Origin of the sequence: Streptacidiphilus sp. P02-A3a, from assembly GCF_014084105.1 — a bacterium.
Classification (GTDB): domain Bacteria; phylum Actinomycetota; class Actinomycetes; order Streptomycetales; family Streptomycetaceae; genus Streptacidiphilus.
Window position 1 is genome coordinate 1,429,954 of the sequence record NZ_CP048289.1, and the last position, 12,522, is coordinate 1,442,475.

The following is a 12,522-nucleotide window of genomic DNA, read 5'->3' on the forward strand; positions in this document are numbered from 1 at the left end:
AGTCGGCGGCCCGGCAGGGGGCTACTGGCTTGACGCGGCCGGTCACTGGTGGTTGTTGATCCGAATGAGTCGGTCAAATCATCTGGTGTCCCTTTGGTGATGATTAAACCTGATGCGCGGAGGGCCGTGTGCCCGCTACGCTTCCCGCTCGCCCGACCGCATACAGCCACCGTCCCTTCGCTCCCCCTGCGTGAGCGGTCCGGGTCGGTCCGCAGCCGCTCTCATGTTTCTTACCTACAGACACGGTTCCTGGGGCGTCGGCGGTTCCCCGCTACCGCAGGTCCTCGGCGGCCCAAGCCCCCGGGCCCGGGCGGCCATGCCTGGTGGAGCGCTCCCATGTCGAAAGCATCAGGGCAGCGAAGAGCCCTCGACCTGTCGTGCCGGTCGAGGGCTCTTCGCTGCCAGGACTCAGGGGCCGCGTCCGGAGGCTAGTTGAGCCGGTCGTCGATCACCTGGCGGACGAAGGCGTCCCATCCGGCGCGGGTGAAGGCCAGGATCGGCCCCTGCCCCTGGGCCTTCGAGTCACGCACCCCCACGACACCCGCATGGAACGCCACCTCCACGCACTGGCCTCCGTTGTCACCGCTGTGGCTGCTCTTGTGCCACTCGGCACTGGTGAAATCGGGGGTGCTCATGCTGGTACTCCCTCTTGGGTTGATGGCACTAGCTCGCGCTGGCAAGGTGAAGGATCATGCGGCGCGACTCTACTTGACCCCTGGCCGCAGCTTGCAGGCGATTCCAAAGAGCACCGTAAGCTTGCACGCCATCCGGTCGATCGAGATAGGCCGCGTCGGTGTAGTCCTCAAGGTAGACCACGTCAGAGGCCGCGTCATGGTCAAAGCGCATGATCGTGAAACCCACCCAGGCGGCACCGAAGGTCTGCGCATCGAAGGGCAGCACCTGCAGTTCCACGTTGGGGAGTTCGGCAATCTCGGCCAAGTGCAGCAACTGTTCGCGCATGACCGCCGAGTCGCCGATGTTCCGTCGGATTGCTGACTCGCTCAGGATGAAGTTGAGCAGGGGAGCGTTGGCTTGCTTGATGATCGCCTGCCGTCCGATGCGCACCTTGAGTTGCTGTTCCATCGCGTCATCCGAGACTCGCGAGTGGGCCTTGATGTTCATTGCGCGGATGTAGCTCTCGGTCTGGAGGATGCCCGGCACTACCTCGGGTTGGTACCAGCGGAGTTCCGAGGCGTCGGCTTCAAGGTCGACGTACGTGCGGAACCAGTCGGGGATCGCCCCCAAATAGCCGGTCCACCTGCCCCGCTGCCGACCGGCGCGTGCCAACTCGCGCATGACTTCGGCTTGTTCGCCCTTCACACCGTAGAAGTCGAGCAGCAGCGTCAGGTCTGTCAACTTGATGCCGCTCTGACCGAGTTCCAGGCGACTGACCTTGCTTGCTGCTGCGTCGATCTGCTCGGCGGCTTCATCCTGCGTCTTGTTCGCCTCCTCGCGAGCGCGCTTCAGGGCGTTGCCGAGCCGACGCCCGCTTGAGGCGGCTGCGAGATCCCTGCGCCGCCGGGTGGCCAATCCTTCTAAGGAGCGATCTTGAAGCCCTTGGCCTATGGGTACATGTGTGTGACCGTCGAGTCGGACGACGAGCAACTCCTGCGTTCCGAAAGGTTGTTGGTTCAGTATGCGGAAGCTGAGGGCTATCGCCTGGGGATGATCTTCTATGACTACGCCCCAGGGCAACTCAGGACGTTCGCCGCGCTGATGCGCGCACTGCAATGCTCTGAGGCGTACCACGTCCTCACGCCCTCCAGGGGGCATCTGGCTCGCCATCCGGTGCTGCAGAGAGCCCTGATCAGAATCCTGGAGGACAATGCCGACGCTGAGCTCATCGAAGTCGGTGAACCAGAGTGATGGCCAGTCGGGCAGTTCGTCTGACGATTGGTCATGAGTTTCGCCCCGGCGGCGGATAAAACCCAGTGCGCGGAGGGTTGTCGGGCCGCTACGCTTCCCGCTCGCCCGACCGCGTAGAGCTACCGGTCCCCTTGCTGCCGCCCCCTGGGCAGCCGCATGGGGGCCTGCTTGGCGTGCGCGTGTGTCGGGCTGTCTGTGTTCGCACGGTATTCAGAGAGGAAGTGGTTCCCCGATGCCGCCGGTACTCGACGACGTCCACCCACCCTGTCCGCCTCCGCCCGATCCGCCCCCCGTACCGCCGAGCCGCTCGGGAGCGCTCCCGGCGCTGCGGCCCGCGGTCGGGCTGTACGCGGCCGTGGGCCGGGGCAGCTTCCGCCGGTACGCCACCTACCGGGCGGCGACCTGGTCCGGGGCGCTCACCAACAGCGTCTTCGGCTTCTTCATCGCGTACACCTACCGGGCGCTGTGGGAGGTCCGGCCGCACCTCGGGGGCTACGACCTCAGTTCGGCGCTGACCTACGTCTGGCTCGGCCAGGCGATGCTGATGCCGGTGGCCGCGATGGGCGGCGGGATCCAGGACGACCTGGAGGCGCGGATCAGCAACGGTGACATCGCGGTCGACCTGTACCGGCCGGTGGACCAGCAGGCCTGGTGGCTGGCCGCGGACCTGGGCCGGGCCGGGTACCACCTGCTGTCGCGCGGGGTGCTGCCGCTGCTGGTCGGCGGACTGTTCTTCCGGCTGCGGATGCCCGCGGGCGGGCTCGCCGAGGCGGCGCTGACCTGGTGCGGCTTCCTGGTGTCGGTGCTGCTCGCGGTGACCGTCAGCTTCTCGCTGCGCTACATGACCTCGCTCACCGGCTTCTGGCTGCTGGACGCGCGCGGGGTCAGGCAGGTCGCGCTGGTGCTCGGGATGTTCTTCTCCGGCTTCCTGCTGCCGCTGACGCTGTTCCCGTCGACCCTCGGGCAGATCTCGGAGCACCTGCCGTGGGCGGGGATGGTGCAGATCCCGGAGGACGTCTTCCTGCAGCGGCGGACCGGTGCCGCGCTGCTGACCGGGCTGGGACTGCAACTCGGCTGGGCGGCGCTGCTGCTGGGCGCGGGGCGGCTGGTCCAGCGGGCGGCGGCGGCCAAGGTGGTGGTCCAGGGTGGCTGAGACGACGGATGCGCCAAGCGTCCTCCCCGCCCGACTGGGAGCGCTCCCGTCGATCTGGGCGGCACTGCGGGCGTACCTGCTGGTCGCCGGGATGTGGTTGCGCGCCTCGCTGGCGTACCGCACCTCGTTCTGGCTGACCATGGTCGGCAACGGGGTCACCTCGGCCCTGGACTTCGCGGTGATCGCGATCATGTTCCTGCACACCCGGGCCCTCGGCGGCTGGACCCTGCCGCAGGTGGCCTTCCTGTACGGGACCGCCGGGATGACCCTGGGACTGGCCGACCTGGCCGTCGGCAGCCTGGACCAGCTGGGCCAGCGGGTCCGCGACGGCTCGGTGGACACCGTGCTGATCCGCCCGGCCGCCGCGCTGGCCCAGCTGTGCGCGGACCGCTTCGCGCTGCGTCGGCTGGGCCGGGTGCTGCAGTCGGCGCTGGTCCTGCTCTGGTCCGTGTCCCGGCTGCACCTCGACTGGACGCCGGGGCGGGTGCTGGTGACGCTGCTGCTGCTGGTGTGCGGGAGTGTGATCTTCGGATCGGTGTTCGTCGCTGGTGGCGCCTTCCAGTTCTTCGCCGCCGACGCCGCCGAGGTGCAGAACTCGGTGACCTACGGCGGCTCGGCGATGCTCCAGTACCCGCCCACGATCTACGCCCGCGAGCTGGTGCGCGGGGTCGTCTACGGGGTGCCGCTGGCGTTCGTGAACTGGCTGCCCGCGATGTACGTGCTGGGCCTGCCGGACCGGCTGGGCCTGCCCGGCTGGTTCCGCTTCGCCTCGCCGATCGCCGCCCTGCTCTGCGCCACGGCGGCCGGGCTTGCCTGGCGCGCCGCGCTGCGCTCCTACCGCAGCACCGGCAGCTGAACGCCGGTCACATCGCTCGTTCCGCAATCTCTGCCCAGGAGGGCGACATATGGGAATCATCGAGGTCGAGGACGTGGTCCGGACCTTCACGGTACGGCGCCGGACCGGACGGCTGAGACGCGAGCGCATCGAGGTGCGGGCGGTGGAGGGCCTGACCTTCGGCATCGAGCCGGGGGAGATGGTCGGCTACATCGGCCCCAACGGCGCGGGCAAGTCCACCACCATCAAGATGCTCACCGGCATCCTGGTCCCCAGCTCGGGGCGGCTGCGGGTGGCCGGGGTCGATCCGCAGCGGGAGCGGACCCGGCTGGCCCGGCGCATCGGCGTGGTCTTCGGCCAGCGGACCACCCTGTGGTGGGACCTGCCGCTGCGGGACTCCTACGAGTTGGCGCGGCGCATCTACCGGATCGAGGAGGCCCGCTACCGGCGCAACCTGGACCGCTGCGTGGAACTGCTGGAGCTCGGCCCGCTGCTGGACGTCCCGGTCCGCCAGCTCTCGCTCGGCCAGCGGATGCGCGGCGACATCGCGGCGGCACTGCTGCACGACCCGGAGGTGCTCTACCTGGACGAGCCCACCATCGGCCTGGACGTGGTCAGCCGGAACAAGGTGCGGGCCTTCCTCGCCGAGATCAACGCCGAGGCGGGGACGACGGTGCTGCTCACCACCCACGACCTCACCGACATCGAACGGCTGTGCTCACGGGTGATGGTGATCGACCACGGCCGGGTGGTCTACGACGGCGGGATCGAGGGGCTGCACGCCACCGGGCGCAGCGAGCGCACCCTGGTCGTGGACCTGGCCGAGCCCGCCGGGCCGATCCAGGTGCCGGGGACCCGGGTGGTCCGGATCGAGGGGCCGCGCCAGTGGCTGTCCTTCCCGGCCTCGCAGAGCGCCGCGCCGCTGGTCGCGGCGGTCGCGGCGAACCACGCGCTGGTCGACCTGTCGGTGCGGGAGCCCGCGATCGAGGACGTGATCGCGCGGATGTACGGCGAGCGGGGGGAGGTGGCGGCGGAATCGGCGGCCGTGGGCGTGGGGGATTGAGTTGAGCCGCGGCAGCTGGCAGGGTCGCCGCCATGAACCGGAAAGCGCTGGTCGCGGCGGTGGGCCTGGTCTCGCTGGTGGCTGCGGTGTCCGGCTGCGGATCGTCGCGACCGGCCTCGGTCTCCTCCGACTCGGCCACGGCCACGCCGAGTGCCCCCCGGGACGTCGCTGCCCCGGGGGCGCCGCTGCTGTCCGCACCGGCCGCTGCCGCCGCCGGTGCGGCGCTGCCGCTGGTGCCGGAGCCGTCCGAGGTCACCGCCCTCGGCGGCACCGGCTACCGGCTCACCGCGCGGAGTGCGATCCGGGCCGACGGCGGCCCGGCCGCCACCGGCGTGGCCGCGCTGCTGACGGCCGACCTCGACGCCTCGACCGGCCTCCGGCTGCCGGTGCCGGGCGGCGGGGCCGGATCCGGGACGGGATCCGGGGCGGGATCCGGGACGGCCGATGACGGCGTGACGCTGCGGCTCGACCCGGCCGCCGGGACCGGCCCGGAGGGGTACGGCCTGGTGGCCGGGCCGGGCGGGGTGGTGATCACCGCCGCCGACGGCGCCGGTCTGTTCCACGGCGCGCAGACGCTGCGGCAACTGCTCCCGGCGCGCGGCGCGGGCACGGTGGCGGCGGTGCGGATCACCGACCGCCCGCGCTACCCGGTGCGCAGCGTGGAACTGGACGTCGCCCGGCACTTCTTCCCGGTGCCGGTGGTCGAGCGGATCATCGACCTGCTGGCCGAGTACAAGATCAACTATCTGCACCTGCACCTGACGGACGACCAGGGCTGGCGGATCGAGATCCCCGGCCTGCCCCGGCTGACCGGGATCGGCGCGGCCACCGAGGTCGGCGGCGGCCCGGGCGGCTCCTACACGGACGCCGACTACCGGGCGATCACCGCCTACGCGGCGGCCCGCTACGTCACCGTGGTCCCGGAGGTGGACCTGCCCGCGCACACCAACGCGGCGCTCACCGCCTACCCGGACCTGGCCTGCGCCGGGACCGCCCGGCCGCGCCCGTACACCGGTATCGGCGGTCCCGGCGACAGCCTGTGCGCCGACGGGGCCGGGGTGTACGCGTTCGTGGACCAGGTGGTGGGCACGCTCGCGGCGCTGACGCCGGGCCGGTACCTCGACATCGGCGGCGACGAGGCCTTCGGGGTCAGCGCCGAGGCGTACGACTCGTTCATGGCGCGCGCGGCGGCGATCGTCCGGGCGCACGGCAAGCAGCCGATGGCCTGGGAGGACGCGGCGGGCGGGGGACTCGGCCCGGCGCTGCTCGGTGCCTGGCACCCGGCCGCCCAGCTGCCGCCCGGGCTGGCGCCGCGGCTCGCGGCGGCGGTCAGGGGCGGCTCGCAGGTGCTGCTGGAGCCCGCCGAGCACGCCTACCTGGACCAGAAGTACGACCGGCAGACCGGGCTCGGCCTGTCCTGGGCCGGGTACGTGGGCGTGCCGCAGGCCTACGACTGGGATCCGGGAACGTTTCTGCGGGACGTCCCGGCGGCTTCGGTGGCCGGGGTCGAGGCTGCCCTGTGGACCGAGACCCTGGCCACCCCGCAGGACCTGGAGAGCATGCTGCTGCCCCGGCTGCCGGCCCTGGCCGAGGTCGCCTGGACGCCGCAGCAGGGCCGGGTCTGGTCCGCGTTCCGGCTGCGGCTGGCCGCCCAGGCCCCGCGCTGGGACGCGCAGGGCCTGGACTGGACCCGGGTGGACGGCATCCCGTGGCGGTAGCCGGTCGGGCGTTGCGGCCGGTCAGGGGAGGCGGCCGGGCAGGGACGGCGGCCGGTCGGGAGCGGTAGCCGGTCGGGGACGGCGGCCGGTCAGGGGCGCTGGAGCGAGCGCAGCGCGGCGTGCAGCAGGTCGACGGTGGCCAGGGTGGTGGAGGCGTGCGCGCACAGTCGGATCTGGTCCGGGCGGACGGTCGCGGTCACCCCGTGCGTCTCCAGGGCCCGGCCGACCAGCGCCGGGTCGGTCTTCGGCAGCACGAAGGCGACGATCCCGGCCCGCTCGTGCTCGGCGGTCGGCGACAGCACCCGGCCGCCCGCGCTGCGCACCGTGTCGACCAGTTCGTCGGTGCGTTGCAGGATGTGCGCGGCGATCCGGCGGATCCCGGCGCGTTCGACCAGTTCCAGGGCGCGGGCCAGGCCGCCTGCCGCGACCGGGCTGAGGTTGGTCACCGAGAACCGCCGGGCGTCCTCGGCCGGGGGGTGTTCGCGGCCGTCGAACAGGCCCGGATCGGTGACCCCGGTCCAGCCGGTCAGCACCGGTTCGAGCCGTTCCAGGGCCAGCGGTGAGGCGTACAGGAAGCCGGTCGCCCAGCCTGCCCGCAGCCACTTCTGCCCACCGGTGACCAGCAGGTCCGCCGCCGTCCAGGGCAGTTCGGTGGCGCCCAGGGCCTGGATGGCGTCGACGATCAGCAGCCGGTCGGGGCCGATCACCTCACGGATCCCGGCGAGGTCGGCACGGAAGCCGGTGCGGTAGTCCACGGCGGACAGCGCCACCGCCGCCGTCTCCCGGGTCAGCGCGGATCGGACCAGGTCAGGGGTGATCCGGCCGTGCCTGTCAGGGGTGAGTGGTACAGGTTGTACCCGGCCCAGAGCGGCGGCTCGCCGCCACGGGTACAGGTTGGCCGGGAACTCGTGCCCGGGGACGAGCACGTCGCCGCGCGGCAGGCCGAGGGCCGCGTGGAACAGGCCGGTACTGGCGTTGGGAAGGAGGGCTACCCTGGACAGTTCACTGGAGGCGGCGTTCAGCCCGAGCAGCCGGGCCGCGGCCTGACGTGCCCGCAGTTCCTGGCCCATCAACTCGTCCACGGTGCGCGCGGTGCAGTGCGAGGACTGGGTCATCAGGCCGGTCGTGGCCTCCACCACGTCGGCGGAGGGCGGGCCGAAACGTCCGTAGTCGAGATAGCCGTCCGGCTCGATGAAGTGTTCGGCGTAACCGGACAGGCCACCCGGGCCCGGCAGAGCAGACAAGGCGGGCATCTCCCGAACTTCGATCTCGAAGAGGTAAGACTGGGAACGTGGATACGCTCGAAGACAGTAAGGCCGATCGACCGGTCGGGGTGCGCTACACCGCGTCGGACGAGGTGAAGCGGCGTGGCGTGCGGCGGATGAAGACCATCGCCACCGGGTTCCTGGCGGTGGCGACGCTGGTCTACGCCCTGGCGAGCTGGGGCGTGCACGCCCATGCCGGTGCCTGGGCCGGGTACGTCCAGGCGGCGGCGGAGGCCGGGATGGTCGGTGCGCTGGCCGACTGGTTCGCGGTCACCGCGCTGTTCCGGCGTCCGCTCGGGCTGCCGATCCCGCACACCGCGATCATCCCCACCAAGAAGGACGTCTTCGGGCGCAGCCTGGGCCAGTTCGTCGGCGAGAACTTCCTCTCGGTGGAGGTGGTCCGCGGGCGGCTGCGCGCCCTGGGCGTCGGCCGCCGCCTGGGCGAGTGGCTGTCCGCGCCGGGCAGCGCGGAGCGGGTGACCCGGGAGGCTTCGGCGGCGCTGCGCGGCGCGCTGGCGGTGCTCCGGGACGAGGACGTGCAGGCGGTCGTCGGCGAGGCGGTGACCCGTCGCGCCGCCGCGCAGCCGGTCGCCCAGCCGATAGGCGCGATGCTGGCCCGGATCGTGGCCGAGGGCGGGCACCGGGGGGTGGTCGACCTGTGCGTGCTGCGGGCCAACAGCTGGCTGGTCGAGCACCGCGACACGGTGATCCAGACCATCGCCGAGGAGACCCCGGGCTGGACGCCGAAGTTCATCGACCGCCAGGTCGGGGTCAAGGTCTACCGCGAGCTGCTGCGCTTCTCGGAGGAGGTGCGGGACGATCCGCAGCACGCGGCCCGGGGCGCGGTGGACAGCTTCCTGGAGGACTTCGCCAAGGAGCTGCGGACCGATCCGGAGACCATCGCCAAGGTCGAGCGGGCCAAGGTGGAGCTGCTGGGCCGGTCCGAGGTGCAGGACCTGATCGCGTCGGCCTGGAGCGCGATCCGGGGCATGGTGCTGCAGGCCGCCGAGGACGAGGACAGCCAGCTGCGGGTGCGGCTGCGGGACGGCATCCGGAGCTTCGGCGCCCGGCTGGCCACCGACCGGCGCCTCCAGGCCAAGCTCGACGGCTGGCTGGAGGACGCCGCCGAGTACGTGGTGGACACCTACCGGGGCGAGATCACCTCGCTCATCTCGGAGACCGTGGCCAGCTGGGACGCCGACGAGGCGTCCCGCAAGATCGAGGCCAACGTCGGCCGTGACCTGCAGTTCATCCGGATCAACGGCACGGTGGTGGGGGCGCTGGCCGGGCTGCTGATCCACACGGTCTCGGTGCTGGTCTGACACCGCCGCCGCCGGGCGGCCGCCGGTGCTCCCTGTGAGACGCTGCATGCTTCCGAAGCGGAGCTGATGGGAGCGGTCTGATGGCAGCGCAACAGGGCGGGGATCTTCGCGGAGCACCGGCGGGCGGCCTGGAGGCCTTCGTCGCCGGGTTGCCGAAGGCGGAACTGCACGTCCACCACGTGGGCTCGGCCTCACCGGCGGTGGTCGCCGAGCTGGCGGCCCGCTACGAGGGCCGGACCTCGGTGCCGACCGACCCCGAGGCACTGGCGAAGTACTTCGAGTTCACCGACTTCGGCCACTTCATCCAGGTGTACCTGTCGGTGGTGGACCTGATCCGGGACGCCGCCGACGTCAGGGCGCTGACCTACGGCGTCGCCGCGGACATGGCGCGGCAGAACATCCGCTACGCCGAGCTGACGGTCACTCCGTACAGCTCGGTCAGCCGCGGGATCCCCGGTGAGGCGTTCATGGAGGCCATCGAGGACGCCCGGCGGGCGGCCGAGCGGGAGCTCGGGGTGGTGCTCCGGTGGTGTTTCGACATCCCCGGCGAGGCCGGTCTCCAGTCCGCCGCGATCACCGAGCGGCTGGCGCTGGACCTGCGTCCGGAGGGGCTGGTCAGCTTCGGTCTCGGCGGCCCGGAGGCCGGGGTGCCACGGCCGCAGTTCCAGCCGTACTTCGACCGGGCGCGCGCGGCCGGGCTGCACAGCGTCCCGCACGCGGGCGAGGCCACCGGACCGGAGACGGTCTGGGACGCGCTGCGCAGCCTGGGCGCCGAGCGCATCGGCCACGGCACCAACGCGGTGCGGGACCCGCGGCTGCTGGACTACCTCGGTGAGCACGCGATCCCGCTGGAGGTCTGCCCGACCTCGAACGTCGCCACGCGGGTGGTCGAGCGGATCGAGGAGCACCCGATCCGGCAGATGGTCGACGCGGGCCTGTTCGTCACGGTGAACAGCGACGACCCGCCGATGTTCGGCACCGACCTGAACCACGAGTACACCGTCGCCGCCGGGCTGCTCGGCCTGGACGAGGCCGGGACCGCCGAGCTGGCGCGGCAGGGCGTCCGCGCGTCCTTCCTGGACGACGCGGGCAAGGCCGCGATCATCGGCGAGATCGACGCCTATCTGGCGGGCTGGCAGACCCGCTCCTGAGCGCGGGCGCGGCCCCGCCGCCGATGCCCGGCGCCCCCTCGCGCGCCCCGCGGGTACCCCCGCCGACCCCGGCCCGGTCCGGTCGGCGGGGGTGCCGATCCGAGCACATGTCCAGTAACTTGTATGGACAAGTTGTTGGATCTGTTCATGCCCGATTAACCGGGAGGCTGCTGATGCGTCACTCCGAGGGCCGAAGGTCGGGCCTGTGAGAGTCATCGTCGTAGGAGCAGGCGCGCTCGGGACCATGCATGCATGGCAGCTGGTCGAGCGCGGCCACGAGGTCGTCCATCTGGAACGCGAGACACAGGCGCGCGGCGCCTCTGTGCGCAACTTCGGTCTGGTGTGGGTCGGCGGCAGGTCCTCAGGGGCCGAGCTGACGACCGCCCGCCGGGCCCGCGAGCTGTGGGAGGAGATAGCCGAGCGGGTGCCCGGGCTCGGCTTCCGGGCGAGCGGCTCGCTGACCGTGGTGCGCACCGAGGCCGAGTACGCGGTCGCCGCCGAGGCCGCCGCCCGGAGCGACGCCGGGCAGCGCGGCTGGGAGCTGCTGGACGCCGATGGTGTGCGCAAGCTGAACCCGGCGCTGCGCGGCGAGTTCCTGGGCGGGCTGTGGTGCTCCCAGGACGCGCAGGTCGAGCCCCGGGTCGCGCAGCGCGAACTCCAGGCGCAGCTGGCCGCCTCCGGCCGGTACACGCTGCTGGCCGGGCGCGAGGTGCGCCAGGTCGAGGGCCGCGCGGTCCGGGACGACCGGGGCGAGCTGCACAGCGGCGACGCCGTGGTGCTGTGCACCGGCGCCTGGCTGGGCGGCCTGGTCCGCGAGCTGGCGCCGGAGCTGCCGGTCCGCCGGGTCCGGCTGCAGATGATGCAGACCGAGCCGCTGGACGAGCAGCTGACCACCTCGGTGGCGGACGCCGACAGCTTCCGCTACTACCCGGCCTACACCGGCCCGGCGCTGGAGGCGCTGAACTCCGGCCAGCCGCAGCACCCGGTCGCCGCCGAGCACCGGATGCAGCTGCTGATGGTGCAGCGCGCGGACGGCTCGCTGACGATCGGTGACACCCACGAGTACGAGCACCCGTTCGGCTTCGACGTGGTCGAGGAGCCGTACGACTACCTGACCGGCGTGGCCGAGAGCCTGCTGGGCCGCCCGCTGCCGCGGGTGCGCCGCCGCTGGGCCGGCGTGTACGCGCAGTGCCTGGACACGACCGAGGTGGTGCACCGCGAGCAGGTGCGCGACGGCGTGTGGCTGGTGACCGGCCCCGGTGGCCGCGGCATGACCTGTTCGCCCGCGATCGGCGAGGCGACCGTGACGGAGATGGGACTGTGATGGCTGATCAGACTTCCGCGACCGGGGCCGACGCCCCCCGCACCCGACTGGTCGTGCTGGACATGGCCGGGACCACCGTCGCCGACGACGGCCTGGTCGAGCGGTCGTTCGACGCGGCGGCGGCCGAGCTGGGCGTGGTCGCGGGCACCGAGCGGCACCGCGAGATGGTGGCGTACGTCCGGGACACCATGGGCGAGAGCAAGATCAGCGTGTTCCGCGCGCTGTTCGGCGACGAGGAGCAGGCCCAGCGCGGCAACCGGGCGTTCGAGGCCGCGTACCACGACCTGGTCGACCAGGGGCACTGCGCGCCGCTGCCCGGCGCCGAGCAGGCCATCCGCGAGCTGCGGGCGGCGGGCCTGACGGTCGTGCTGACCACCGGCTTCTCCGGCCCGACCCAGCAGCGCATCCTGGACGCGCTCGGCTGGCAGGGGCTGGCCGACCTGGTGCTGTGCCCGGCCGACGCGGGCGGCCGCGGCCGTCCCTACCCGGACCTGGCCCTGGCCGCGCTGCTGCGCACCGGCGCGGCGGACGACGTGCGGGAGCTGGCCGTGGTCGGCGACACCGGCTACGACATGCGCTGCGGCGCGAGCGCCGGGGCGGGCGTGGTCGCCGGCGTGCTGACCGGGGCGCACGGCGCGGACCGGCTGCGCGCCGACGGCGCCACCGACGTCCTGGCCTCGGTCGCCGAGCTGCCCGCGCTGCTGAAGCGCTGAGCCGTCCGGTTCCAGGTCGCGTGCCGTCCCGGCAGTCGGAACGGCACGCGATGGAACCAGCGGCACCAGTAGGCTGAGGTTGTCGGGGCAGCCCAACCCACTGAATGAGGAG

12 protein-coding genes are annotated in these 12,522 nt (G+C 72.3%); 9 read left to right on the forward strand and 3 right to left on the reverse strand.

The genetic code is table 11. From position 1 onward, the window contains the following. Nucleotides 1-428 precede the first annotated feature (428 nt). Together GXP74_RS06535 and GXP74_RS06540 are read right to left on the reverse strand one after the other, a co-directional pair. Entirely contained in the window at nt 429-635 is a 207-nt protein-coding gene (locus GXP74_RS06535) for a DUF397 domain-containing protein (RefSeq protein WP_182450454.1), read from the reverse strand. A 28-nt stretch (nt 636-663) separates the two neighbouring features. Beyond that, entirely contained in the window at nt 664-1,530 is an 867-nt protein-coding gene (locus GXP74_RS06540; RefSeq protein WP_225447753.1) for a Scr1 family TA system antitoxin-like transcriptional regulator, read from the reverse strand. Between the two features lie 18 nt (nt 1,531-1,548). Here GXP74_RS06540 and GXP74_RS40120 point away from each other — a divergent pair, with 18 nt between their 5' ends. From GXP74_RS40120 to GXP74_RS06560, 5 genes are all read left to right on the forward strand, one after another. Further along, nucleotides 1,549-1,866 (forward strand): hypothetical protein, encoded by a 318-nt coding sequence (locus GXP74_RS40120; RefSeq protein ID WP_225447754.1) that lies wholly within the window; start codon nt 1,549-1,551, stop codon nt 1,864-1,866. Nucleotides 1,867-2,098: 232 nt separating this feature from the next. Further along, the gene (locus GXP74_RS06545) at nt 2,099-3,019 is read left to right on the forward strand and encodes an ABC-2 family transporter protein (protein ID WP_182450455.1); all 921 of its coding nucleotides are present in this window, start codon (nt 2,099-2,101) and stop codon (nt 3,017-3,019) included. Further along, nucleotides 3,012-3,875, forward strand: coding sequence for an ABC transporter permease (locus tag GXP74_RS06550; RefSeq protein ID WP_370468382.1), 864 nt, complete (start codon nt 3,012-3,014; stop codon nt 3,873-3,875). The genes GXP74_RS06545 and GXP74_RS06550 overlap by 8 nt, the downstream gene beginning before the upstream one ends. A gap of 49 nt (nt 3,876-3,924) precedes the next feature. Then, entirely contained in the window at nt 3,925-4,917 is a 993-nt protein-coding gene (locus GXP74_RS06555; protein ID WP_182450456.1) for an ATP-binding cassette domain-containing protein, read from the forward strand. A gap of 32 nt (nt 4,918-4,949) precedes the next feature. Beyond that, nucleotides 4,950-6,635 (forward strand): beta-N-acetylhexosaminidase, encoded by a 1,686-nt coding sequence (locus tag GXP74_RS06560; protein ID WP_182450457.1) that lies wholly within the window; start codon nt 4,950-4,952, stop codon nt 6,633-6,635. A gap of 89 nt (nt 6,636-6,724) precedes the next feature. Here the strand turns inward: GXP74_RS06560 and GXP74_RS06565 are convergent, their stop codons facing one another. Further along, nucleotides 6,725-7,879: an aminotransferase class V-fold PLP-dependent enzyme gene (locus tag GXP74_RS06565; protein WP_225447755.1), complete on the reverse strand. Its 1,155-nt coding sequence runs from the start codon at nt 7,877-7,879 to the stop codon at nt 6,725-6,727. 47 nt (nt 7,880-7,926) lie between these two features. Here GXP74_RS06565 and GXP74_RS06570 point away from each other — a divergent pair, with 47 nt between their 5' ends. The 4 genes from GXP74_RS06570 (at nt 7,927) to GXP74_RS06585 (ending at nt 12,410) form a co-directional block, all read left to right on the forward strand. Continuing rightward, the gene (locus GXP74_RS06570) at nt 7,927-9,222 is read left to right on the forward strand and encodes a DUF445 domain-containing protein (protein WP_225447756.1); all 1,296 of its coding nucleotides are present in this window, start codon (nt 7,927-7,929) and stop codon (nt 9,220-9,222) included. An 80-nt stretch (nt 9,223-9,302) separates the two neighbouring features. Continuing rightward, complete coding sequence (locus tag GXP74_RS06575; protein WP_182450459.1) at nt 9,303-10,373, forward strand: adenosine deaminase; 1,071 nt, start codon at nt 9,303-9,305, stop codon at nt 10,371-10,373. A 205-nt stretch (nt 10,374-10,578) separates the two neighbouring features. Continuing rightward, the gene (locus GXP74_RS06580) at nt 10,579-11,697 is read left to right on the forward strand and encodes a TIGR03364 family FAD-dependent oxidoreductase (protein WP_182450460.1); all 1,119 of its coding nucleotides are present in this window, start codon (nt 10,579-10,581) and stop codon (nt 11,695-11,697) included. Beyond that, entirely contained in the window at nt 11,697-12,410 is a 714-nt protein-coding gene (locus GXP74_RS06585; RefSeq protein WP_182450461.1) for a phosphonatase-like hydrolase, read from the forward strand. The genes GXP74_RS06580 and GXP74_RS06585 overlap by 1 nt, the downstream gene beginning before the upstream one ends. Nucleotides 12,411-12,522 lie beyond the last annotated feature (112 nt).